At 70.6% G+C, this 21,880-nt stretch carries 22 protein-coding genes, 1 tRNA gene and 1 pseudogene; 9 read left to right on the top strand and 15 right to left on the bottom strand.

Features of this window, described 5'->3' with window-relative positions:
- Window positions 1–239 precede the first annotated feature (239 nt).
- From ACN9M0_RS10470 to ACN9M0_RS10455, 4 genes are all read right to left on the bottom strand, one after another.
- Window positions 240–758 (bottom strand): DoxX family protein, encoded by a 519-nt coding sequence (locus ACN9M0_RS10470; RefSeq protein WP_366038137.1) that lies wholly within the window; start codon window positions 756–758, stop codon window positions 240–242.
- 188 nt (window positions 759–946) lie between these two features.
- Window positions 947–1,597 (bottom strand): HNH endonuclease family protein, encoded by a 651-nt coding sequence (locus tag ACN9M0_RS10465; RefSeq protein WP_366038136.1) that lies wholly within the window; start codon window positions 1,595–1,597, stop codon window positions 947–949.
- Window positions 1,598–1,947: 350 nt separating this feature from the next.
- On the bottom strand, window positions 1,948–2,616 hold the full coding sequence (locus ACN9M0_RS10460; protein ID WP_366038135.1) for an HAD-IA family hydrolase: 669 nt from the start codon (window positions 2,614–2,616) through the stop codon (window positions 1,948–1,950).
- A 167-nt stretch (window positions 2,617–2,783) separates the two neighbouring features.
- Complete coding sequence (locus tag ACN9M0_RS10455) at window positions 2,784–3,932, bottom strand: peptidoglycan-binding domain-containing protein (RefSeq protein WP_426403485.1); 1,149 nt, start codon at window positions 3,930–3,932, stop codon at window positions 2,784–2,786.
- A gap of 278 nt (window positions 3,933–4,210) precedes the next feature.
- Here ACN9M0_RS10455 and ACN9M0_RS10450 point away from each other — a divergent pair, with 278 nt between their 5' ends.
- On the top strand, window positions 4,211–6,271 hold the full coding sequence (locus tag ACN9M0_RS10450) for an MDR family MFS transporter (RefSeq protein ID WP_366038133.1): 2,061 nt from the start codon (window positions 4,211–4,213) through the stop codon (window positions 6,269–6,271).
- A 94-nt stretch (window positions 6,272–6,365) separates the two neighbouring features.
- On the opposite strand, the gene ACN9M0_RS10445 is transcribed toward ACN9M0_RS10450, so the two are convergent.
- Both ACN9M0_RS10445 and ACN9M0_RS10440 read right to left on the bottom strand, forming a co-directional pair.
- Window positions 6,366–6,851, bottom strand: a complete 486-nt coding sequence (locus ACN9M0_RS10445; RefSeq protein ID WP_366038132.1) for a GNAT family N-acetyltransferase — start codon at window positions 6,849–6,851, stop codon at window positions 6,366–6,368.
- 33 nt (window positions 6,852–6,884) lie between these two features.
- Window positions 6,885–7,208 carry an antibiotic biosynthesis monooxygenase family protein gene (locus ACN9M0_RS10440; protein WP_366038131.1) on the bottom strand — a complete coding sequence of 108 codons (324 nt, stop codon included), beginning with the start codon at window positions 7,206–7,208 and terminating at the stop codon, window positions 6,885–6,887.
- Here ACN9M0_RS10440 and ACN9M0_RS10435 point away from each other — a divergent pair, their 5' ends adjacent.
- A complete protein-coding gene (locus ACN9M0_RS10435; RefSeq protein ID WP_426403484.1) occupies window positions 7,209–8,957 on the top strand; it encodes a recombinase family protein in 1,749 nt (582 codons plus the stop codon).
- A 1,330-nt stretch (window positions 8,958–10,287) separates the two neighbouring features.
- A tRNA-Leu gene (locus tag ACN9M0_RS10430) sits at window positions 10,288–10,361 on the top strand.
- A 4-nt stretch (window positions 10,362–10,365) separates the two neighbouring features.
- Here ACN9M0_RS10430 and ACN9M0_RS10425 read toward each other — a convergent pair.
- Window positions 10,366–10,566 carry a superinfection immunity protein gene (locus ACN9M0_RS10425; protein ID WP_366038127.1) on the bottom strand — a complete coding sequence of 67 codons (201 nt, stop codon included), beginning with the start codon at window positions 10,564–10,566 and terminating at the stop codon, window positions 10,366–10,368.
- Between the two features lie 290 nt (window positions 10,567–10,856).
- On the opposite strand from ACN9M0_RS10425, the gene ACN9M0_RS10420 reads away from it, so the two are divergent.
- On the top strand, window positions 10,857–11,363 hold the full coding sequence (locus tag ACN9M0_RS10420; RefSeq protein WP_426405294.1) for an HNH endonuclease: 507 nt from the start codon (window positions 10,857–10,859) through the stop codon (window positions 11,361–11,363).
- Window positions 11,364–11,879: 516 nt separating this feature from the next.
- On the opposite strand, the pseudogene ACN9M0_RS10415 reads toward ACN9M0_RS10420, so the two are convergent.
- The 3 genes and pseudogenes from ACN9M0_RS10415 to ACN9M0_RS10405 all read right to left on the bottom strand — a co-directional run.
- Window positions 11,880–12,198, bottom strand: a pseudogene (locus tag ACN9M0_RS10415) (helix-turn-helix domain-containing protein); the annotation flags it as partial.
- A gap of 14 nt (window positions 12,199–12,212) precedes the next feature.
- Window positions 12,213–12,728: a DUF6879 family protein gene (locus ACN9M0_RS10410; protein ID WP_426403483.1), complete on the bottom strand. Its 516-nt coding sequence runs from the start codon at window positions 12,726–12,728 to the stop codon at window positions 12,213–12,215.
- Complete coding sequence (locus tag ACN9M0_RS10405) at window positions 12,700–12,954, bottom strand: hypothetical protein (protein ID WP_426403482.1); 255 nt, start codon at window positions 12,952–12,954, stop codon at window positions 12,700–12,702. Before ACN9M0_RS10405 ends, ACN9M0_RS10410 begins: the two co-directional genes overlap by 29 nt.
- A 184-nt stretch (window positions 12,955–13,138) precedes the next feature.
- Between ACN9M0_RS10405 and ACN9M0_RS10400 the strand changes: the two genes are divergently transcribed.
- The 4 genes from ACN9M0_RS10400 to ACN9M0_RS10385 all read left to right on the top strand — a co-directional run bounded on the left by ACN9M0_RS10400 (window position 13,139) and on the right by ACN9M0_RS10385 (window position 15,292).
- Entirely contained in the window at window positions 13,139–13,330 is a 192-nt protein-coding gene (locus ACN9M0_RS10400) for a hypothetical protein (RefSeq protein ID WP_366038125.1), read from the top strand.
- Complete coding sequence (locus tag ACN9M0_RS10395) at window positions 13,318–13,524, top strand: hypothetical protein (protein ID WP_426403481.1); 207 nt, start codon at window positions 13,318–13,320, stop codon at window positions 13,522–13,524. Before ACN9M0_RS10400 ends, ACN9M0_RS10395 begins: the two co-directional genes overlap by 13 nt.
- 158 nt (window positions 13,525–13,682) lie before the next feature.
- Window positions 13,683–14,810: a serpin family protein gene (locus tag ACN9M0_RS10390; protein WP_426403480.1), complete on the top strand. Its 1,128-nt coding sequence runs from the start codon at window positions 13,683–13,685 to the stop codon at window positions 14,808–14,810.
- Window positions 14,811–14,887: 77 nt separating this feature from the next.
- A complete protein-coding gene (locus ACN9M0_RS10385; RefSeq protein ID WP_426403479.1) occupies window positions 14,888–15,292 on the top strand; it encodes a hypothetical protein in 405 nt (134 codons plus the stop codon).
- A 25-nt stretch (window positions 15,293–15,317) separates the two neighbouring features.
- Here the strand turns inward: ACN9M0_RS10385 and ACN9M0_RS10380 are convergent, their stop codons facing one another.
- The 3 genes from ACN9M0_RS10380 to ACN9M0_RS10370 all read right to left on the bottom strand — a co-directional run bounded on the left by ACN9M0_RS10380 (window position 15,318) and on the right by ACN9M0_RS10370 (window position 18,587).
- Window positions 15,318–15,986, bottom strand: a complete 669-nt coding sequence (locus ACN9M0_RS10380; RefSeq protein WP_426403478.1) for an O-methyltransferase — start codon at window positions 15,984–15,986, stop codon at window positions 15,318–15,320.
- Complete coding sequence (locus ACN9M0_RS10375) at window positions 15,983–17,077, bottom strand: DUF2330 domain-containing protein (RefSeq protein WP_426403477.1); 1,095 nt, start codon at window positions 17,075–17,077, stop codon at window positions 15,983–15,985. The genes ACN9M0_RS10380 and ACN9M0_RS10375 overlap by 4 nt, the downstream gene beginning before the upstream one ends.
- A 220-nt stretch (window positions 17,078–17,297) precedes the next feature.
- Entirely contained in the window at window positions 17,298–18,587 is a 1,290-nt protein-coding gene (locus ACN9M0_RS10370; protein WP_366038119.1) for a cytochrome P450, read from the bottom strand.
- A gap of 229 nt (window positions 18,588–18,816) precedes the next feature.
- Between ACN9M0_RS10370 and ACN9M0_RS10365 the strand changes: the two genes are divergently transcribed.
- On the top strand, window positions 18,817–19,986 hold the full coding sequence (locus tag ACN9M0_RS10365; protein ID WP_426403476.1) for a steroid 3-ketoacyl-CoA thiolase: 1,170 nt from the start codon (window positions 18,817–18,819) through the stop codon (window positions 19,984–19,986).
- Here the strand turns inward: ACN9M0_RS10365 and ACN9M0_RS10360 are convergent.
- On the bottom strand, window positions 19,970–21,088 hold the full coding sequence (locus ACN9M0_RS10360; protein WP_426403475.1) for an NAD(P)H-dependent flavin oxidoreductase: 1,119 nt from the start codon (window positions 21,086–21,088) through the stop codon (window positions 19,970–19,972). The genes ACN9M0_RS10365 and ACN9M0_RS10360 overlap by 17 nt on opposite strands.
- Window positions 21,089–21,270: 182 nt before the next feature.
- On the bottom strand, window positions 21,271–21,672 hold the full coding sequence (locus ACN9M0_RS10355) for a transglycosylase SLT domain-containing protein (RefSeq protein ID WP_366038116.1): 402 nt from the start codon (window positions 21,670–21,672) through the stop codon (window positions 21,271–21,273).
- Between the last annotated feature and the right edge of the window lie 208 nt (window positions 21,673–21,880).

Genomic DNA, 21,880 nt, shown 5'->3' with positions numbered 1-21,880 from the left:
GGAGGGGTCGGTTGTCGGGAGCTAGCCGGTAGGCCGTAGCTACGGGCTACCGGTAGCCCGTAGCTGCCGGTTGCCGGTTGCCGTTCGCCCGTAGCCCGTAGCCCGTAGCCCGTAGCCCGTAGCCCGTAGCCCGTAGCCCGTAGCCCGTAGCCCGTAGCCCGTAGCCCGTAGCCCGTAGCCCGTAGCCCGTAGCCCGTAGCCCGTAGCCGGTGGTCGTGCTTGTGCCCGTGCTCGTGCGGTCAGGCCGCGACCGGCGTGCCGTGCTCCTCGCGTGCCTTCGCGTCCGTGGCCTCCCCGGCGCCGAAGAGCCGGTCGAGGGCCAGTGCGCCCGGGCCGGTGAACACGAGCAGTGCGAAGGCCCAGCAGAACATGGCCGCGTTCTCGCCGCCGTTCTGGAGCGGGAAGAGCGACTCCGGCTGGTGGACCTTGAAGTACGCGTACGCCATCGAGCCCGAGGCGAGGAACGCGGCGCTCCGGGTGCCGAGCCCGGCCAGGACCAGGATGCCGGCGCCGAGCTGGATGACGGCGGCGTACCAGCCCGGCCAGGTGCCCGCCGGTATCGCGCTGCCGCCGAGGAGGCCGAAGAGCGAGGCGGCGCCGTGGCAGGCGAAGAGCAGGCCGACGACGATGCGGAAGAGGCCGAGCGCGTAGGGCTGGGCCTGGTTCAGGCGGTCGGTGAGGCCCGTCGGGGCGGAGGCGGTGCCGGGCGCGGCGGCGGTGCCGGCCTTGGCGGTGTTCGGGTCGTTCAGGTCGGTCATGGGGATGGGACTCCTTCGGCCTGGCCCTGTCCGTGGGGGGAGCGGGGCGCGGGGGACGGAAACCGATGAGGCCGTAAGGTTAGGCACCCCTAACCGATACTTGCAAGTTCAACATTCGGCCATCGGGGAGTGCGGGGTGAGTCCACTCCCCGATGGCCGTCGCTGACGCGAGCTCAGAAGACGTGTGGTCAGCAGCCGTTGAGGACGGACTGGAGGGCGCTCTTCTCGGCGGAGTCGATGCTGAGGTTCCAGTAGTACTTCACCTGCACCCACGCCCGGACGTACGTGCAGCGGTAGGCCGTCCGCGAGGGCAGCCACGTCGCCGGGTCCTGGTCGCCCTTGGCCTGGTTGACGTTGTCGGTGACGGCTATGAGCTGCGGGCGCGTGAGGTCGTTCGCGAAGGACTGGCGCTGGGCGGTGGTCCAGGAGTTCGCGCCCGAGCGCCAGGCCTCGGCGAGCGGGACCATGTGGTCGATGTCGAGGTCGGAGGCGGCGGTCCAGGTGGCGCCGTCGTACTCGGAGTACCAGCTGCCGCTGATCGCGGCACAGTTGGAGTCGGTGACGACGTTCACGCCGTCGCGCTTCAGGACGGTCTCGCGCGTGTTGCAGGTGCCGGACTGGGTGATCCAGTGCGGGAAGAGGTCCCGGCTGTAACCGGTGGTGGAACCCTCCGCCTTGACCGTGAGCGCGGCCAGGTAGGTACGGGCGGTCGCGGCGCTGACCGGGGTGGGCATGGCGGCCTGCGCGGCCGGGGCGGTGGCGAGGAGGCCGGTGACGGTGAGGGCGGCGGAGGTGGCGAGTACGGCGAGTCGACGCGCGTAGATCATGCCGACGGGCATGTGAACTCCCTTGATGTGGGGGGACCTTGGCTGGACGCCGTCCCCGCGGGCTGCCGGGCGGTGGGCCCGGTCATCGTGGCGGCGCCAGGTTTCCTTGGGGGGTGCGCCAGGTAACAGAGTGGCGACATGAGCACGTCACATCAAGGGGTGTGGCGGTCCTGATGGAGCGCCAGATTCCGCCCGGCGGTGAGGGGTTCGGGTGTTCATCGCTCCAAGACGGTGACCCGAGGGCGTCCCGGAAGCGGCTCGTGCGCGGTCGGAAAGGGGAGCGCCTCGCGCGCAGCCCGAAACGCCTCGCGCGCGGCCGGTGAGCTCCGGCCGCGCGCGAGGGGGGAAGGGGGGAGGGAGGGTTACGTCAGGACGGTCAGCGTGATCGAGCCGTCCGCCGCGGGCTCCACCCGCAGCCGCGTGAGGTCGGCGACGTGCACGTCAGGGGCGAACGCCGCCGCGCGCGGGCCCACGCCCACGACGCGCATGCCGGCCGCGCGGCCCGCCTGGATGCCGGCCTCGGAGTCCTCGAAGACCACGCAGTCCGCCGGGTCGAAGCCGAGCGCCGCCGCGCCCTTGAGGAAGCCCTCGGGGTCCGGCTTGCTCGCCCCGACGCTCTCGGCGGTGACCCGGATCTCCGGCATGCGGAGCGCCGCCGCGCCCATCCGTGCCTGGGCGAGGGCCTCGTCGGCCGAGGTCACGAGGGCGTGCGGGAGGCCGGCGATCGCGGCCATGAAGGCGGGGGCGCCGGGGACGGGTACGACCCCGTCGAGGTCGGCGGTCTCCTCGGCCAGCATCACCCGGTTGTCGGCGTGGTTCTCCGCCATCGGGCGGTCCGGGAGCAGGACGGCCATCGTCGCGAACCCCTGGCGGCCGTGGACCACCTTGAGCACCTCGGCCGCGTCGAGGCCCTGCCGGTCCGCCCAGCGGCGCCAGCAGCGTTCGACGACGGCGTCCGAGTTGACGAGGGTGCCGTCCATGTCGAGAAGGAGGGCGCGGGCGGTGAGCGTTGCCGGGGTGGTGGCAGGCATCGGGTCTCCAGAAGGGGTGGCGCGGAGAACGAAGCGGTCCCGCCCACCGGTCAGGGAGTGCGGGCGGGGCCACTTTGTTCTTCTACGATACAAAACCGGGGGCCGTCTTGGCCAACCCGGTCCACGTCCCGGAATCCCGCGGCCCGCCGCCGCCCGCCGTGCAGGGCCTACAGCCAGGTGCTCCGCTCCAGTGCCTCGCGCGTGTGGGGGCCGTACACGCCCTTCGGGTCGCCCTCGATGTACATCCAGGACTGGTAGCTCTTCACCGCGCGCCAGACCTCCTGGTCGTACTGCCCGTCCACGTCGCCGTGGTACGCCCCCGCGAGGGTCAGCCGCGCCTGCAGCTCGACGACCTCGTCGCCCGACGAGCCGATGTTCAGCGTGACCGCAGCCTCCTCGGTCTCCCGGGGCGGCTGCGTGGACGGCGTGGCCGTCGTCGGCGCCGCGGTCGTCGGGGTCGCGGAGGAGGGGGCGGCCGGAGGGGCCGCCGCGCTCGGGCTCGCGGTCGTGCGGGTGGGGGCGGGGGACGGCGAATCGGTCGTCCGCTGCGGGGTCGGGGAGGACGTGGTCGGCTCCGGGGTCTCGGAGGAGGGGGACGGCGCCTCCGACACGGCGACGTTCAGGGACGCGCTCGTGGTCACCTCGGGCACGGCCGCCCGGTCGTCGGTCTCGTCCGCGCCGCCGAGGACGGCCGCCGCCAGGGCCGCGGTGCCCGCCACGGCGACGGCGGCCACCGCCGCGACCATCACCCCGCGCTTGCGGCCCCGCGCCCGCGCCTGCTCATGGCCGCGCGCGGGCGGTACGTCGCCGATGCCGCGCAGCAGCAGCGGCATCGTCTCGGAGGGGTCGCCCGCGGCGCCGGGGTGCATGTGATCGGAGTACGGCTCCGGGCCCGGTCCGCCAGGCTGTCCCCCTGCCGCGTACGCCGCCGGTATCGGTGCGGTGAGGTCGCTCTCCGGGCGGATCGCCGCCAGCTGGGCGGTCGGCGGGTCCTCCGTCGAGTACGCCGGCAGATGCGCGGTCGGATGCCCGCCCGCGCCGATCCCGGCCCCGTACGACCCGCCCGCGCCGATCCCGGCCCCGTGCGACCCGTCCGTGCCGATCCCGGCCCCGTGCGACCCGTCCGTGCCGATCCCTGCTCCGTGTGACCGGTCAGCGCCGATCTCCGCCCCGGAGGGCCCGTCAGTGCCTGCCCCCGCCCCGAACGACCCGCCCGCGCCTGCCCCTGCCTCGTACGGCCCCGCCGGCCCCTCGGGCGTGTCCAGGGTCACGTACGGCCTGATCCGCAGCGGGTCGAAGTCCTCGGCCGCTGCCATTTCCGCCGCCATCCCCGCCGCCCGGGCGCAGGCGCAGCCCGGTCTGTGTACACCGCATTCAGGACAGACGTGTCCGGTCATGATGGGTCCCCTCCCCGATACAACTGCGAGCGATTATGCAGCCCGCCCCTGTACGGCGGGCGAACGGCTGTGCCCTTCCGCAGGCCATAACGGGACATTCCGATCAGGATGGAGGAGCCGCCCACGGACACGGAGACGAATCCGGAGACGAACCCCGGAGACGAACCCCGGAGACGGAAGCCCGAGACGGAGACCCCATGGCCCAGGACACCCACCCGTCCCAGCTCGGCGACGCCCCCGTGCCCGGGGAGGGGCAGAGCCACCGCACCGTCCTCGTCGCGATCGGCGCCCTGCTGCTCGGGATGCTGCTCGCCGCCCTCGACCAGACCATCGTCTCCACCGCCCTGCCGACGATCGTCAGCGAGCTCGGCGGCATGGAGCACCTCTCCTGGGTGGTCACCGCCTACATGCTGGCGTCCACGGCCGGGACCCCCCTCTGGGGCAAGCTCGGCGACCAGTACGGGCGCAAGAAGCTCTTCCAGGGCGCCATCGTCCTCTTCCTCATCGGCTCCGCCCTCTGCGGCATCGCCCAGAACATGCCGCAGCTCATCGCCTTCCGCGCGATCCAGGGCCTCGGCGGCGGCGGCCTCATGGTCCTGTCGATGGCGATCGTCGGCGACCTCGTCTCGCCCCGGGAGCGCGGCAAGTACCAGGGGCTCTTCGGCGCCGTCTTCGGCGCCACCAGTGTCCTCGGCCCGCTGCTCGGCGGCCTCTTCACCGAGCACCTCTCCTGGCGCTGGGTGTTCTACATCAACCTGCCGATCGGCGTCGTCGCCCTCTTCGTGATCGCCGCCGTGCTGCACATCCCGGTGCGTCCGACCCGGCACACCATCGACTACCTCGGCACCTTCCTCATCGCCTCGGTCGCCACCTGCCTGGTCCTGGTGGCCTCCCTCGGCGGCACCACCTGGGCGTGGGGCTCGGCGCAGATCATCGGCCTCGCCGTCCTCGGAGCCGTACTCCTCGTCTGGTTCGTGTACGTCGAACGGCGGGCCGTCGAACCGGTGCTGCCACTCAAGCTGTTCCGGATCCGGACCTTCAGCCTCGTCTCGGTCATCAGCTTCGTCGTCGGCTTCGCGATGTTCGGCGCCATGACCTATCTGCCGACCTTCCTCCAGGTCGTCCAGGGCGTCACCCCGACCATGTCCGGCGTCCACATGCTGCCGATGGTCCTCGGCATGCTGATCACCTCGACCGCCTCCGGCCAGATCGTCTCGCGCACCGGCCGCTGGAAGGTCTTCCCCATCGCCGGGACCGCCCTCACCGGACTCGGCCTGCTCCTCCTCCACAAGCTGACGGAGACCAGCTCGACCTGGGAGATGAGCGTCTGCTTCTTCGTCTTCGGCGCCGGACTCGGCCTCGTCATGCAGGTCCTCGTCCTGGTCGTGCAGAACGCCGTCTCGTACGAGGACCTCGGCGTCGCCACCTCCGGAGCCACCTTCTTCCGCTCCATCGGCGCCTCCTTCGGCGTCGCCGTCTTCGGCACGATCTTCACCAACCGGCTCACCGGCAAACTCGACGAGGTGTTCGCGAGCGCGGGAACGGAGCTGCCGCCCGGCACCGGCCCCGACCAGGTCGCCGCCGACCCGCGCGCCATCGCCCAGCTCCCGCCCGAGCTGCAACCGTCCGTCCTGCACGCGTACGCCACGTCCATCACGGACGTCTTCCTGTACGCGGCGCCCGTCGTCCTCGTCGCCTTCGTCGTCGCCTGGTTCCTCAAGGAGGACAAGCTGCGCGCCTCGGTCACCGCGCCCGACACCAGCCAGACCCTCGCCTCCAACCCCGTCGAGCGCTCCTCGTACGACGAGTGCGCCCGCGCCCTGTCCGTCCTCGGCTCCAGGGAGGGCCGCAAGGCGGTCTACGTGAAGATCACCGCCCGCGCCGGGCTCGACCTGCTGCCCGCCGCGAGCTGGCTGCTGCTGCGCATCCGCCGCCACGGGACCGTCGAACCCGCCCGGCTCGCCGAGACCACCCCCGTACCGCTGCGGGTGATCGCGGAGGCGTCCCGGCAGGTGGAGGAGCGGCGCCTCGCCACCCGGGAGGGCGTCCAGCTGATCCTCACCGAGGAGGGCGTACGGGCGGCGACGGTGCTCGCCAAGGCCCGGGAGGAGTCGCTCGCCGAACTCCTCGGCGACTGGTGGGGGCCCGACCGGCCCACCGACCTCGTACAACTGGTGGAGGAGCTGACCGCCGAACTGTGCGGCTCGGACGGGGAGGGGCCCCACACGCCCGAACCGCCCCGCGACCACCACGCCTGAACCGCCTTGCGACCACGACGCCCGAACCGCCCGCGACCACCACGCCTGAACCCGGGCAACCCGGGCAACCCGGGCAACCCGGGGAACCCGGGGCTCAGAGCTCCTTGCCGTACCAGATGTCCATGTACGGCCCCGTGCAGTACGCGGGGATCTCCGCGTACCCGTGCCGCGTGTACAGGCCGCGCGCCTCGACCAGGTCCAGGCGCGTGTTGAGGACCATCCGGCGCGCGCCGAGTCCGCGCGCCTCCTCCTCCAGGTTCCGCAGCAGGGCGCCCGCGCCGCCCGCGCCGCGGAAGGCGTGCCGCAGGAAGACCCGGGTCAGCTCGGCGCGTTCGGCGTCCAGCATGAGGACCCCGCCGCAGCCGGCCGGCTTCCCCTCGAACCGTGCCACCAGGAACTGACCGGTCGGCGGGGTCAGCAGCTCGACCCCGTCGTTCGTCAGACCCTCGTCGATCTCCGCCCCGGTCGCGGGCCGCTTCCAGTAGCGGCTGGCGACGTCGTCGTAGTAGTCGCGGCGCAGCGAGGTCGCGTCCGGGGTGTCGACGCGCTCGGGAGAGAAAGTCCAGGTCATGCGGGCCATTGTGCGGCCCGCACCACCGGGCTCGCCGCCGAATTACTTGGGCGACGCCTGCTGGACGACCTCGAACGACCACAGGGTGGAGCCGGAGGCGGCGGGCTTCGGCCGCTCGCCCCCCTCGCCGGCGCCCTGGTGGGCGGCCTTCATGGAACCGTTCATCCAGTTCTGGAAGTCCTCCTCGCTGCGCCAGCGGGTGTACACCAGGTACTGGTCGGTGCCCTCGACCGGCCGCAGCAGCTCGAACCACTCGAAGCCGTCGGACCCCTCCACGGCCCCGGCCCGGGAGGCGAACCGCTGCTCGAGGACCTCGCGCTGCTCGGCCGGCACGGTCAGGACGTTGATCTTTACCACACTAGGCACATGACACCTCTCAGGAAGCACAGGCCGGGCGCTGCGCCGAGCCTTGATCACGTACGTGCAGTCTCGTACATCCGCCAGTCAAAGCGGCGTGAGGACGACTCGCAGGCGTCGCCCGTGGCGCAGCGCGAACGGTGCGCCTCGCTGATCGCGTCGAAAGGGTGGAGCGATGCGGGCCACTTCGAGGACGTGGGCAAGTCGGGGTGGGACCCGAGCATCCACCGCCCCGGCTTCGAAGAGATGATGACGGCCGTGCGGGGCGGGCACGTGGACGCGGTGGTCGTCTTCTCGCTGTCCCGCCTCACCCGCCGTGGCGCGCTGGAAGCCATGCGGATTATCGAGGAGCTGGAGACGCACGGCGTTCGGCTGGTCAGCGTCGAAGAGCCGTACCTCGACACATCCACCCCGGTCGGTGTCGGCATCCTCGCCATCATCGCGGGTCTGGCGCAGCAGGAGTCCGACATGAAGTCGGCCTACGTCTCCGCCACCAAGGACACGCTGCGGCGGGCTGGTAGCCATGTCTCCGGCGTCGCCCCGTACGGCTTCACGGCGGAGAGGGCGACGAGCGGCAAGCTGTCCGTCGTCCGACTCGTCCCGGACCCCGTGGAAGCCCCGCATGTCCGTGACATGGCCAAGTGGGCGGCAGAGGGCATGTCTGCTTCGCAGATCGCCAAGCAACTCAATGAGGACGGCGTGCCCACGAAGGCCGAGACGCTGGGGGAGTCGGGGGCCAAGCGCCTCGCCTCACGCCGTGCGCGCGGAGTCTCGGAAGCTGTGGAGCGGCCCGCGTGGGTGTCCTCTACTGTCCTGCGCATCCTGCGGGACCCGCGCCTCGCGGGGTACGCGATTGAGTGGCAGGGGCGGGTACAGGCGACCAAGGACGCCGATGGCAACCCCGTCCCGGGCAAGACGGGGAAGCGCGTCATCCTGCGTGATGACGAAGGACAGCCCGTCCAGTCGCACGAAGCGCTGATCCCCACGGAGGAGTGGTGGAAGCTCCAGGATGTGCTGGACGGCCGGACGCAGGTGGTCGTACGAGCGGGCCGACGCGTCCCGACCCTGCTGGCCGGGCACGGACTCCTGTTCTGTGACGTCTGTGGATCGGTCATGGTGACCGACCGGCGAGCCGGGAAGCTCTACTACAAGTGCAACCGGGCCGGGGGAGTCGTCGCGGGCCACGGTGGGCTCGTCATCGGCCAGGACGCAGCGGACGACGAGACCGCCGGGCGGGTGTGGGCGCGTCTCATGGCTATGGACCCCGATGACCCGGAAGACCTTGAGTGGCTGGCCGAGGCGTCACGCCGCTTCGCCCGCCAACAGGACACGTCCCAGAGGGACGCAGAATGCGCGGCAGCGCGCGCCGAGTTGGAGCACGTACGGGAGTCACGCCGCATCCTCCACATGGACCGACTCGCCGGCGTCTACGGTGACGAGACCGGTGCGCAGATGTTCAGGGAGTCCATGGCGCGGTTGGCTGCCCATGAGGAGCGGACGGTCGAACGATTGGCCCAACTGGAGGCCACTGGCGACCGAACCGTCCAGATCCCCAACGAGTGGACGAGCGTGGATGGAGATCCCATCGGGGAGGGGTCGACATGGGCGGCGTGGGACCTGGAGAAGAAGCGGGAGTTCCTGGCGCTCTTCATCGACTCCGTGAGGATTGCCAAGTCCGTCGGCAGAGGCCGGAACGCGAACACGCGGGACCGTGTGATCGTGCGATGGGCTGAGTCGCCAGACACTGCGGGGGCCTGACCGCTTGATAGATCTTGTATCGGCCCGTTGCCGGGGATGCCCGGTGGCGGGCCGTTTGGCGTTCCCCGACCCCACCGTGCGCTGCGCGTTGGTTGCTCGTCGGCGGAGCCATGACGGTATGACGGTTCAGAGTATTTTTGCCATCCCGTCATGCTCCGCCCTCCGCCTCCGCCCTCGGCTCTCGGCTCTCGGGAATCTGGTGGTCCCCACATCACAGTGAGGGACCGAGTGGAGCCGATCACAACCGGACGGACAGCCAGGAGTCTGCTGATCCCTACAACATGGTGAGGAGGTGCGGAGCCCGCCCTAGGTGCTATCTCGGGGCGTCCTCACAGGCGGGGCCGCCCCACAGCGGGGCGAGGAGGTGTTGAGAGTGTCGAGTTTCGACACTTTTTTAGAACACATAGAAAAAAATACAGAGAAAGAGAAGCCGGGGTCTCCGTCGTCACCATCGACACCGCGCGGCGCCCTCAGGCCACCTTTGGTCCCTACTACTGGGGCACCAGGGAGGAACCGAGCCCGACCGCCCACCGCACGAAGCAGCGAGGGCGCGGGGAACCTTCGCTCTCTACTGCTACCGGGAGAGAACGGTAGGGAGTCGCCCACGGGGGCGCCCGGGGAACCTTCGCTCTCCACTAACACCGAGAGCGAGAACGGCTCGACTGCCCGGAAGGGCGCGGGAATCTGTCCGTCCCTCCTACTTCCGGAGAGGGCAGGACTACCGCGTACCCACCCCGAGGGGGGAACCACGGCGGACCGAGTTCCCGCCCTCACACCGGCTCTGTCCGTGCACCACGCGCCCCGCGATACCGGGGTGGCCGCAGGTTCGTGTGGCAGAGCGCGGGGGACTGCACCGCCCATGAGTAACCGGCTTGTTCGCGAGTCGCCGAGAGGGGTTGTAAGCGCGTGCGGCCCCCCACCGTGTCCGGACCGGCCCCGCCGGCGAGGACGACGAAGCCCACCTGACCCAACAGAGCAGAGGTGCGCGGTACCGGCCCCCCCGGGGATATCGGCCGCAGAGTTCCGGGTTCGAGTCCCGGGGTGGGCACTGGTTACGGCTGCGGGAGCACGGCGCTGCCGAGAGGCGGGGTAAGTGCGGAGATACCTGCGGCTGCTTGGTCCACGGTCGGGGCCACGGGGGTGAGGCCGACGGCCCAATTCCAGTTGTCGGCCGCACTGATGGCACCGGAGAGGTCCGGGTCATCTGCGGCATGGGCGGGAGCGGCGAGAGCGACGCCCGCGAGGGCGAGTGCTGCGGCAGTAACGATCTTCTTCATGTCTTGCTGAACGAATGCCCCGGGGTGGGGAAACGGTCCCTCACCCCATCGGAGCCCGCCTAGCCCAATGGCAAGGGGCGTCGCGCTTAGACCGCGAAGGTTCCCGGTTCGAGTCCGGGGGCGGGCACGAGTTACGTGTAGGAACGCGGCGGCCCGCTCCGGGCTGCCATGGCCAACGCAACGATCCAGCCGAGCACCGTCCATCCGAGAAAGATGTTGATCACTATGACCGACCCTCGGTTCGGGACACTTCGCACGATCGCGACGGCTGTCGGTACGAAGTACAGCAGCGCGACAACAAGCGCCGCTGGCACAAGCACGTTGTAACTCATAAGTCCCCCGGGCTGAACGTTGGTTGACGCCATCTCTATCTCGCTCGCTGTGGCTTGTCCAGGCCGCGTAGCCCGACGGGAGGGGCGCCGCTCAGTTCTGATCCGAGGATGGGTAACAAGCTCAACATCAAGCACCAGGGGGCGCCATGCGCTGTATCGACTGCACGGAGCCGGCGACCCACCGCCGACGCTGAGAGCGACACCACACCGAGTACGAGAAGTGCCCGAGCGTCCGAAACCGTCGCGCTCGGAGCCGACGACGTGCGGAGCGGAACAACGCTGCTGCACGTCTGCGCCGGATCACCGCGCGGAAGAACCGGACGTGGTGTGACTGGTGCCTGAACGACTTTCCTGCGGCTGGCGCGGACGTGGACCACGTGCGGCCCCTCTCGATGGGAGGGACCGACACGGACGGCAACGTTCAAGTGCTGTGCCGAGGGTGTCACCGGCTCAAGACGAGCACCGAGTTCGGGGCACGTGGCCTAGCGCTGTGTCCACCACGTTCCCGCTGCACCACCGGCGGTGGTGATCAGGGCGACAAGCCATCCGGGGACGTGCTGGATGGTCAAGTGCACGCTACCGGCCCTGAGTTCAAAGACAGGGCGGCCCTTGGTCTTGGTGGTCATGGCTGCCTCTCGCGCTCGCATCGGGTTGCTGAGCCCGTTGGTGAACCGGGCATGCGCCCAGTGCAGCACACCGTCCAATGCTCGCGCTTAAGCCTGAACGCTGATCAAGCGTGCCGCTGCGTTCGGGCGAACAGGAAGGCTGCTCGGCATACCTCTTTTCCGCGCGCGTAGAGACCAGAAGTGCGGACTTCTTACATCGGTTGAGCTTGATGATTTCCGCCAATTACTTGTCTCGATTACGACGCTCTATGGGTGTCGATGTAACAGCTTGGAGCCCCATGCCGCGTAGACCCCGCCCCCCGTGCTCGGTACCCGGATGGCCCGAGCTGACTGCTCGTGGTGGCCGCTGTGCCGCTCATGAGCGTGAGGCGAACCAGGACCGTGCGTCACGTGGTGGCGCGGTGTACACGACGCGGTGGCAGCGCATCCGTCGTGCGTACCTGTACGCGAACCCGTGGTGTGTGCTGTGCGGTCGTGCGGCGAACGTGGCTGACCACTTCCCGCTGTCCCGACGTGAGTTGATCGCGAGGGGTGAGGCGAACCCGGATGCGCCGAAGCATCTGCGTCCGCTGTGCGTCGCGTGCCACAACCGTGAGACAGCGCGGAACCAGCCCGGCGGGTTTGCTGCTGAGGCTCGTTCGCGGCGTGAGTCGCTGGAGCGTCCGCCGTACTGACCAGGGGGTGACCCCCCTCCCCTCGCCACACGTGCCGTAGGCCGCCTCGCTGGAGGCGTTTCCATTGGATGTGGGCGTCCGCGGATTGTCTGTTCGCCGCGGATGAGGTCCGGCGCCTGGTCGTCAGCTCCGCACGCCCCGCACCATGCCCGAATGTCGGCGTCGGACGGAGGTGTCTTGGCGTTGCCGATGCGCGACACCTTCGAGTCCGACCAGCGAAGCCTGAGAGCCAGCTCCCGCCCGCTGATTCCGGCGTCCCTGCGTAGCTCGCGTAGCCGGCCCGCGAGTGCTTCACGAGCCTGCTGGACGCTCGATGAGGGGTGTGGGGGTATGGAGCTGGCTGTCCTCAGATCGCGTACAGGTGGTGCGGGACGGCCCGGTCCCAGACGGCTTCGAAGGCTGATGCGCAGAGTTTCACCGTCGCCGCGTCGTCGGTGATCTCGGCCTCCACCACCGCACCGTCACCGGAGAAGTGGTGCACGCGCAGGAATTCGCCGTCGAAGAGCCAGAAGTCGTTGCCGGGGAGGGCGATGTCCGTGGCCCGGCGGCGCGGCAGCCATCGGACGTCCTCGCCGGCCGTGACGTTGGCGTGGGTGACGTAGTGCTCCCACCGGATGTACTCCGTCACGGGTTCGGAGACGATCCGGGCGCGACGGATCGACACCCCTCGCGCCACGGTGTCCGCGATCAACTGGTCGTAAGGGTGCCACCAGGACGCGCGGTCGTCCCAGTCGATGCGCTCGCCCCGCTTCCACGCTTCGAATCTGTCGGTGGACGCGTACGAGTCACGCACCTCCAGGTGTACGGCCGACCGCTCGCACCGGCCCAACAGCTCAGCGAAGCTGGGCACGCTCGATGGCATCGCACGCCTCCCGGATCATCGGAATCATGCGGGCGGGAAGCCTGACGATCGCCTCACTGTCGGGCACCGGTCCGTTCGCGGGGCTGCTCGCCTCGCATTGGGCCTGAGTCTCGCTGTCCGGCTTCCAGCCTTGCAACAAGATCTCTTGAGCTTCCGCGTCCGCCCACACCGTCGGGCCGTGATCGCGGTCGGTGTTCGGGTCGATTCCTACGAACTCTACGGCCATGGCTGACTCCCTGGTCCAGATGGTTGCGTGGGCTTGCACAAACCATGTCGACCTGGGCTCTGAGCGTCACGCGCCAATGAGACAGGAGATTTGGCGTGCAAACTCATGCAACTTCATGGAGCTTGCGTCCGGTGTCTTCCTAGCGTCCTCGGCAAGAACGCAGACGGACCGAGGGGACGACGACATGCCTAGCAAGGCTCAGGAGTGTGAAACGGACGCACGGCAGTGGGAGTACACGACCTACGCCCCTTCGGGCGAGGTGTGTCCCGCCTGCAACAAGCCGATCGCCTCGCTCGAAGGCTGTCGCCGGGGAACGCTGCGTGAGCCGTCCCAGCCCGACAAGGCCGTCTACCAGCACATGAAGTGCCCCAAGTGATCGGCCCGGACAACATCGGCCGGCGCGTTGAGGACGGCGCGGGAAGGGTCGGCATCCTGCGTGACGTGATCTGGGACTACGAGGACCCCGCCGACCTGCCCGGGGAGCGCCGGAAGCGCCCCATGGCGTTCCTCTGGCCCGAGTGCGGTGGGCGGGAGTGGCTCGTCCCGCCCGACCATGTGCGGCGTGCGTAGTGGGGGTATAGGCCATCGGCGGAGGCTGACGGCTTCTAGGCTGGCCGACCGTGACGGCCCCACAGTGCGAAGTTCTATGTGAGTGGCTTGACCCATTCATTGATCTTCACGATGCTCATGAAGGGCAGGATATGACCCACGGCCCCGGTGGCTCGGCAGTGGATGCGATACGGAATCTCGCCGGGCGTTGGCTGTCCCGGCTCGGGGACGGGGACTTCGCCGTCTCGCCCGTCGGGTTGTGGCTGGCGCTCGGGGTCGTGGCCTCCGGGGCGCGGGGGCGGACCGGGGAGGAACTGGGCGGGCTGCTCGGGGTCGAGGGGCCGGCCGCGGCCGTGGCCGTGACCGAGGTCGCGGGGCGGGTCACGGCCCTGGACGGGGTCGCGGTCGCTACCGGGATGTGGAGCACCGTGCCGGTGCTCGACGGGTTCCGGCGGGGGCTGCCCGGAGTGCGGTTCGGGGTGCTGCCCGGGGCGGCCCTGTTCGCGCTGCCCGACGAGGTGTTCGGGGCCACGGACGACGTGTCCTTCGGGGAGGTGCCCGCGGACGCGCAGCCCGAGCTCGACGCCTGGGTGCGGCGGGCCACCGGCGGCCGGATCGATCGGCTGCCGCTCGACCTCGACGGCTCCGAGGACCTGGTCCTGCTCAACGCGCTCTCCCTGAAGGCCTTTTGGCTGACCGCCTTTCCCGCTCGCCTCACCCGCGACGAGCCGTTCACCGACCGGTTCGGCGTCACCCGGTCCGTACCGACCATGCGGAAGCGGATCCCGGCCGCCTGGGTCTGGTACGTGGACGGGGTCACCGTCGTCGAGCTGCCCTGCGCCGGTGAGCGGGGAGTGCGGGTGCGGTTCGTGCTGGGGAGCGAGGGGGCCGGGGCCGCCGAGGTGCTGCCCGCCGCCTGGGCCGGGCCCGGGGTGCGGCGGGCGCTCGTGGCCGACGCGGCCGATCTCACGCTGCCGCGGTTCTCGCTCCGTACGACGACCGACGCGAAGGAGCACCTGCCGGCGCTCGGCGTCGCCCGGGCCCTGGGCCCCGACGCCGACTTCTCGGGGCTCTCCGCGGCGGACGTGTACATCGACAAGGTCGCCCAGTCGGCGCTGGTCGAGGTCGCCGAAGAGGGTGTCGAGGCGGCCGCCGTGACCCAGGTGACGATGACCCGCAGCGCCGCCCCGTTCCGGCACGAGGTGGTGGAGCGGATCGCCTTCGACCGGCCGTTCGGTGTCGTGGTCCTCGACGGCGCCGGCGAGCTGCCGCTCTTCGCCGGCTGGCGGTCCAGCGCCCCCGCTTGACGATTCCGGTCGGCGGGCGTAGTCCGGAATGAGGGGATCCATCGGTTCCGGGAGGGATTTCGGAGAGGAGTCCCACCATGCTCGGCGAGCAGCTCGGCACGATCCAGGGAGAGACGACGGGGATGCGGGTGTTGTCCACGGACGGCGGTCATGCCGTCGTGGAGGCCTCGTTCCAGGCGACGGGCACGCTGCTCGGCGTGACCGTCAAGGACATGGGGACGTACGAGTCGGTCTCACAGGCCGACGGCACCCTCTTCGGCGAGGGCCAGGGGATCAGCATGACCCAGGACGGTCAGACGATCACCTGGCACGGGACCGGCGTGGGACGCTTCAACGAATCCGGCGGGGTGAGCTGGCGGGGCGCCCTCTTCTACGAGACCGCCGCCGCCGACTTCGCCCGTCTCAACGGGATCTGCGGACTGTTCGAGTTCGACACCGAGGAGAGCGGGAAGGTGTCGGGCGCGCTCTACGAGTGGAAGTGAGCCGAGCTGCAGTGGCCACCCGTTCCTACCCGACCACGCGGGCGAGCAGCAGGCCGTCGTAGCCCTTCGTGCCGACCGTCTGGAGGGCCGTCGCGTCGAGGCGCGGCTCACGCGCGACCAGGTCGAACATCTCGCGGGTGCCGGTGATCGCCGCGTCGTCGGGGTGTGCCGTGGCCACCTTCCCGTTCCGCACCACGTTGTCGACGACGATGACCGTGCCCGGACGCGAGAGCCTCAGCGCCCACTCCACATAGCGCGGGTTGTTGACCTTGTCCGCGTCGACGAAGACGAGGTCGAAGGGGCCCGTGCCCTCCGCCTCCAGGAGCGGCAGTGTGTCCAGGGCCGCGCCCGTCCGGACCTCGACGATCTTGTCGAGGCCCGCTCGGGCGATGTTGGCGCGGGCGACGTCCGCGTGGGCCGGGTCGTACTCCAGGGTGATCAGGCGTCCGTCGGCGGGCAGCGCGCGGGCCAGCCAGATCGTGCTGTAGCCGCCGAGGGTGCCGATCTCCAGGATGCTCCGGGCGCCCTGCATTTGCGCGAGCAGGTTCAGCAGCTTGCCCTGGTTGGGGGCGACGGCGATCTCCGGCAGGCCCGCGGCCGTCGAATCGGCGAGCGCGGCCGTGAGCACCTCGTCGCCGGGGGCGATCGTGTCGGTGAAGTAGTGGTCGACTTCGGTCCACTGAGGGTTCGTCATGCGGCCGAACGTACACCGGCGTCCATGCCCACGCGGCGCCGTGACGCCCGTACGAAAAGCAGCACCGCGAGCAGCAGACCGCCGCCGACCGTCAGGATCCAGACCGGGATGCCGCCGGCCACGGTGAGGAGCCGGTCGGTGTACTCGACCTCGCGGTACGGGGTGTCGGCGACGGTCCTCAGGTGGTGGTCGTCGTCGATCCGCTCGGGGTGCGGGAACTCCTGCTCCAGGACCGTCAGCCGCACCGGCCCGTCGCCCGCGAGCTCCGCGACCGCGCCCTCGGGCCGCTCGATCCGGCCGGCGAAGGTGACCTCGGGACGGTCGCCGCCGATGGGGGAGCGGGGCTCCATCCGGTGGTCGGCGAGGACGTAGAGCCCGAGGGTCTGCGGGGTCTTCGCCAGCCGGGAGAGCCGCATGGGGTAGACGAGTTCGGGGGAGGCGAAGGTGATGCGCAGCGGGGTCAGCTCGCCGTACAGGACGGCGTCCTTCTCCTGCGGGGCCAGGCGGACCGCCACGTACTCCCACTTCCGCTCCACGTACGGCTGGAGCGCGCCGGTGAGCCGTTCGGGCAGCTCGAAGCCGTTGGCGCGCAGCCAGTCGCCGAGGGCCTCGGGGTCGGTGGCGGTCAGCCTGGCCACGTCGAAGGGGCCGAGCCGCTCGCGCCCGACGACGCCGACGCCGGAGCCCGCGCCGGGCGGGGCGGCGGCGGCTCCGTCGCCGTAGGTGCTGTCGAAGGGCCAGTCGCCCTCGCGCGGCCAGAAGTAGAAGCGGTCGCGCTGCTCGGGCTCGGTGAGCCGGTCGAGCTCGTCGAAGAGCGCCGGGTCGCCCAGGGTGACGCCGGCGCGGCTGGGCACCGGCATGATCCAGGCGGCCCGCCGGGCGTTCCCGTGGACGTTGAAGCGCATGACGACGGTCTCGGTGCGCCCGTCCCAGCGGACGGCCGACTCCTCCCGGTCGACGCCGATGCGCTGGGCCTTGTCCGGGATCATGGCGCCGCAGCCGCAGGCGTACGCCGGTGCGACGAGCGAGCCGAGCTGGAGCGCGAGCAGCGCGATGATGGTGGTCAGGATGCTTCTGTATGTCCCCCGCATGGGAGTTCAGACGTGTCCGGGGAAGATCCGGTTCCGCCCGCCGGGGGCATGCGGTCCGGACCCGGAGTTCCGGTTCCGCCGCCCGCGGGAGCTGTCAGGCGCGGACCCGGAGATCCGGTTCCCCCCGCCGGGGGCATGCGGTCCGGACCCGGAGTTCCGGTTCCGCCGCCCGCGGGAGCTGTCAGGCGCGGACCCGGAGATCCGGTTCAGCCCGTGGGGGTCATGCGGTCCGGACCCGGAGTTCTTTCACCCCGTTCAGCCAGGCGGCCCGCAGCCGGCGTGGTTCGCCGGCGAGGGTGAGGTCGGGCAGGGCGTCGGCGATCGCGTTGAAGATCAGCTCGATCTCCTTGATCGCGAGGGACTTGCCGAGGCAGAAGTGCGGTCCGCCGCCGCCGAAGCCGAGGTGGGGGTTGGGGTCGCGGGTGATGTCGAAGCGTCCGGGGTCGGCGAAGACCTCGGGGTCGTTGTTGGCGGAGGAGTAGAAGAGGCCGACCCGGTCGCCCTTGCGGATCTTCTGTCCGCCGATTTCGGTGTCCTGGGTCGCGGTCCGCTGGAAGGAGACGACCGGGGTCGCCCAGCGCACGATCTCCTCGGCGGTGGTCGCGGGCCGCTCGCGTTTGAAGAGCTCCCACTGGTCGGGGTGGGTGAGGAAGGCGTGCATGCCGTGGCTGATGGCGTTGCGGGTGGTCTCGTTCCCGGCGACGGCGAGCAGGAGCACGAAGAAGCCGAACTCGTCGGAGGAGAGGTTGCCCTGGCCCTCGGCTGCGACGAGCTGGCTGACGATGTCGGCGGCGGGGCACTCCTTGCGGGCGGCGGCCATGTTCATCGAGTAGCCGATGAGTTCCATGGCGGCCTCGGCGCCGATCTCCTCGGTGATGGCGTACTCGGGGTCGTCGTACGCGACCATCTTGTTCGACCAGTCGAAGATCCGGGAGCGGTCCTCCTGGGGGACGCCGATGAGTTCGGCGATGGCCTGGAGGGGGAGTTCGACGGCGACCCGGGTGACGAAGTCGAAGGTGCCGTCGGCGTCCGCGCCGCGCTTCGCCTCGTCGACGATGGCGTGCGCGCGGTCGCGCAGGGCGGTCTCCAGGTTGCGGATCGCGCGGGGGGTGAAGCCGCGCTGGACGATCTGGCGGACCCGGGTGTGCTCGGGCGGGTCCATGTTGAGCATGATCAGCTTCTGGACCTCGATCTGGTCCCGGGTGATGTGCTCGTTGAAGCGGATGACGGCGGTGTTCTCGTTCGAGGAGAACAACTCGGGGTGCGTGGAGACGTACTTGACGTCCGCGTGGCGCGTGACCGCCCAGTACCCGCCGTCCTCGAAGCCGGTGACGCCGGCCGGCTGGGGGCACCACCACACGGGTGCGGTCTGCCGCAGCCGGGTGAACTCCGGGAAGGGGACGCGCTCGCGGAGCAGGTCGGGATCGGTGGCGTCGAACCCCTCGGGGAGATGTCCCGCGGGCTGGTGCCCTTCGGGGAGCTGTCCTCCGGGGAGATGGGGGCAGGCCATCGGCAACACTCTCCATATCTGATGGACCATCAGAAGTTGCCGGGAAAGTTAGTAACGAGTTCTACAAGTAGCAAGGGGCGGGGCGGGAACTGTTGCTTCCCGGACCCTTGCGTACCGGCGGTAGCAGTCATAAGACTGCACTCAGAACTAGAACGCGTACTAGTTCCCCCGTGACGCCGACCGACCGGGGTGCCGGGACACCCCGTCCGGTCGAGGAGAGGACGAGCCCATGGCCGCGGAACCCGTCATCGTCGAAGCCGTACGCACCCCCATCGGCAAGCGCGGAGGCGCGCTCGCCAACCTCCACCCCGCCTACCTCCTGGGCGAGACCTACCGCGAACTCCTCGGCCGCACCGGCATCCACGCCGACTGCGTCGAGCAGATCGTCGGCGGTACGGTCACCCACGCCGGCGAACAGTCCATGAACCCGGCGCGCACCGCCTGGCTCACCATGGGCCTGCCCTACGAGACGGCCGCCACCACCGTCGACTGCCAGTGCGGCTCCTCGCAGCAGGCCAGCCACATGGTCGCCAACATGGTCGCGGCCGGCGTCATCGACATCGGGATCTCCTGCGGCGTCGAGGCCATGTCCCGCGTCCCGCTCGGCTCCGGCTCCAAACACGGGCCGGGCAAGCCGTTCCCCGACGAGTGGAACGTCGACCTGCCCAACCAGTTCGAGGCCGCCGAGCGCATCGCCCGTCGCCGCGGCCTCACGCGCGAACGCGTCGACTCCCTCGGCCTGCTCTCCCAGGAACGGGCCGCGACCGCCTGGTCCGAGGAGCGCTTCAAGCGCGAGACCTTCGCCGTCCAGGTCCCCACCACGGAGGCCGAGCAGGCCGCCGGGCAGGGCATGTGGCGGCTCGTCGACCGCGACGAGGGCCTGCGCGACACCTCCATGGAGGGCCTGGCCCGCCTCAAGCCGGTCATGCCCACCGCGATCCACACCGCCGGGAACTCCTCCCAGATCTCCGACGGCGCCTCCGCCATCATGTGGGCCTCCAAGCGCATGGCCCGCGCCCTCAAGCTGAAGCCCCGTGCCCGGATCGTCGCCCAGGCCCTCGTCGGCGCCGACCCGCACTTCCACCTCGACGGGCCGGTCGACGCGACCCGCGCGGTCCTCGGCAAGGCCGGGATGAGCCTCAAGGACATCGACCTCGTCGAGATCAACGAGGCCTTCGCCTCGGTCGTGCTGAGCTGGGCGCAGGTCTTCGACCAGGACCTGGAGAAGGTCAACGTCAACGGCGGCGCCATCGCCCTCGGCCACCCCGTCGGCGCCACGGGCGCCCGGCTCATCGCCACCGCCCTGCACGAACTGGAGCGCACCGACAAGGAGTTCGCGCTCATCACCATGTGCGCGGGCGGGGCGCTCGCGACCGGGACGATCATCCAGCGGCTCTGACGGCTTCCTTGATCAGGTCCGCGAGGTACGCGGCGGCCGACGGCGACTCCTGAGCGAGCGCCGCCGCCTGGCCGGCCCAGAGGTTCACGTACTCGGGCCGGCCCTGCTCGGCCGCGGCCCGCCGCACCGGTGCCATCAGCGCGTTCTGTACGGGATACGGCGGTATGTGTTCCTCGTGGGCCGCCATGTCCCGGACGAAGCCGTTCGGGATGCCCCGCGCCGTGCGCCCCGAGAAGAGACGGGTGAGGACGGTCGTCCGGGACTCCGGGGTGCCGAGGACCCGCCGGTGCACCTCGCTCGCCCCCGACTCGCGCGCGGCCAGGAAACCGGTGCCGACCTGGACGGCGTCCGCGCCGAGCGCGAGCGCGGCGGCGACCCCGCGCCCGTCGGCGATCCCGCCCGCCGCGACCACCGGCACCGACACCGCGTCCGCCACCTGGGGCACCAGCGAGAAGGTGCCGACCAGGGACTCCCGTACCGGCCGGAGGAAGGCACCCCGATGGCCGCCCGCGTCGCTGCCGGACGCGACGACCGCGTCCACCCCGGCCCGCTCCAGGTGAACGGCCTCCTCCACCGTCGTCGCCGTGCCGACCACGACGATCCCGCGGCGCCGGGCCTCCGCGACCAGGTGGGGCGGCGGCGGGCCCATGACCAGGCTGATCACCGGCGGGGCGGCCGCGATCAGGGAGTCCAGCTGCGCGTCGAAGTCGGGCCAGGCCCGGACCTCCTCGGCGCTCGGCGGGCGGACGCCCAGCTCCTCGTAGTGCGGGCGCAGTCGCTCGACGTGCTCGGCGAGGGCGGACGCGTCCGCCGGGAGGCCGGCCCGCTCGCCCTCCTGCGGCACCCACAGGTTCACGGCGAACGGCCGTCCGGTCGCGGCGCGGAGCCGGGCCACGAGCGCGGTGATCTCCTCGGGGGTGTGGATGTGCGCCCCGTACGAGCCGAGGCCGCCGCCCTCGGAGACGGCGGCGGCCAGCTCGACGGAGGAGAGGCCCCCGCCGAAGGGGCCCTGGACGACGGGGAGCGCGATCCCGACGAGATCGCCGAAGCGGCCGGGCGGGAGGGTGGGTGAGAGGTGTGCGGGGGAGGGGTGCGTGGGCATGGGCGGGCTGCCTCCGGGGTCGCGGCGGGACCGTCGTCCGGGTGGGGGTCCGCCGATGCCAGGAACAGTAGACGAAGCTAGACGACCGGTCTACTAAATCGAACGACGCGGGAAACGCCGCAGGCCCCGCCCCTCCGTGAGGAGGGCGGGGCCTTGCGGATGCGCTGTGCGGCAGGTGTTTCTCAGTACCAGCCGTTGGCCTGCCAGAACGCCCAGGCGGCGTTCGGGGAGCCGTAGCGCTCGTTCATGTAGTTGAGGCCCCACTTGATCTGGGTGGCCGGGTTGGTCTTCCAGTCGGAACCGGCCGAGGCCATCTTCGAGGCCGGCAGGGCCTGAACCAGGCCGTAGGCGCCGCTGGAAGAGTTCGTCGCGGTGTGGTTCCAGCCGGACTCGTGCTCGACGATCTTGCTGAAGGACGCGAACTGCGCCGGCGGGACGATCTGGCGGGCGATCTCCTGCTCCGAGGTGGCCGAGGCCGAACCCGTCGTGCCCAGTACCGCGGCCGACGTGCCGACGAGCACAGCGGCGGAAACAGCGAAGGTCTTCTTGCGGGCGTTGACACGAGTGGCGATCGAGCGGAACAAAACGTCTTACCTAACGTCGGGAACAAGGGTCGCGCCGGGCACTTTCGGCATGCCGGAACCAGAGCCCGGGAGACCCGGGAACTGGGGGGAACCGGCCGTCCGTGGCGCTGCGATGAGCACCGGCTGCCTGGCGACGTCCACCAGAGAAGCAGGGCCGGAACGCCGATGCAATGACCCCCTGTACGAGGGAGGTTCGGACCCGGGGGTC

Origin of the sequence: Streptomyces sp. R-07 (genome assembly GCF_049913175.1) — a bacterium.
In the GTDB taxonomy this organism is placed as follows: Bacteria; Actinomycetota; Actinomycetes; order Streptomycetales; family Streptomycetaceae; genus Streptomyces.
The sequence above is the reverse complement of the archived record's forward strand: the minus strand, read 5'-3'. Positions and strand labels throughout refer to the sequence as shown.

Coding starts and splice junctions, on each gene's coding strand:
- ACN9M0_RS10470 (WP_366038137.1), bottom strand. CDS start 758: ATGACCGACCTGAACGACCCGAACACCGCCAAGGCCGGCACCGCCGCC.
- ACN9M0_RS10465 (WP_366038136.1), bottom strand. CDS start 1,597: ATGCCCGTCGGCATGATCTACGCGCGTCGACTCGCCGTACTCGCCACC.
- ACN9M0_RS10460 (WP_366038135.1), bottom strand. CDS start 2,616: ATGCCTGCCACCACCCCGGCAACGCTCACCGCCCGCGCCCTCCTTCTC.
- ACN9M0_RS10455 (WP_426403485.1), bottom strand. CDS start 3,932: ATGGCAGCGGCCGAGGACTTCGACCCGCTGCGGATCAGGCCGTACGTG.
- ACN9M0_RS10450 (WP_366038133.1), top strand. CDS start 4,211: ATGGCCCAGGACACCCACCCGTCCCAGCTCGGCGACGCCCCCGTGCCC.
- ACN9M0_RS10445 (WP_366038132.1), bottom strand. CDS start 6,851: ATGGCCCGCATGACCTGGACTTTCTCTCCCGAGCGCGTCGACACCCCG.
- ACN9M0_RS10435 (WP_426403484.1), top strand. CDS start 7,209: ATGACACCTCTCAGGAAGCACAGGCCGGGCGCTGCGCCGAGCCTTGAT.
- ACN9M0_RS10425 (WP_366038127.1), bottom strand. CDS start 10,566: ATGAGTTACAACGTGCTTGTGCCAGCGGCGCTTGTTGTCGCGCTGCTG.
- ACN9M0_RS10410 (WP_426403483.1), bottom strand. CDS start 12,728: ATGCCATCGAGCGTGCCCAGCTTCGCTGAGCTGTTGGGCCGGTGCGAG.
- ACN9M0_RS10405 (WP_426403482.1), bottom strand. CDS start 12,954: ATGGCCGTAGAGTTCGTAGGAATCGACCCGAACACCGACCGCGATCAC.
- ACN9M0_RS10400 (WP_366038125.1), top strand. CDS start 13,139: ATGCCTAGCAAGGCTCAGGAGTGTGAAACGGACGCACGGCAGTGGGAG.
- ACN9M0_RS10385 (WP_426403479.1), top strand. CDS start 14,888: ATGCTCGGCGAGCAGCTCGGCACGATCCAGGGAGAGACGACGGGGATG.
- ACN9M0_RS10380 (WP_426403478.1), bottom strand. CDS start 15,986: ATGACGAACCCTCAGTGGACCGAAGTCGACCACTACTTCACCGACACG.
- ACN9M0_RS10375 (WP_426403477.1), bottom strand. CDS start 17,077: ATGCGGGGGACATACAGAAGCATCCTGACCACCATCATCGCGCTGCTC.
- ACN9M0_RS10370 (WP_366038119.1), bottom strand. CDS start 18,587: ATGGCCTGCCCCCATCTCCCCGGAGGACAGCTCCCCGAAGGGCACCAG.
- ACN9M0_RS10365 (WP_426403476.1), top strand. CDS start 18,817: ATGGCCGCGGAACCCGTCATCGTCGAAGCCGTACGCACCCCCATCGGC.
- ACN9M0_RS10360 (WP_426403475.1), bottom strand. CDS start 21,088: ATGCCCACGCACCCCTCCCCCGCACACCTCTCACCCACCCTCCCGCCC.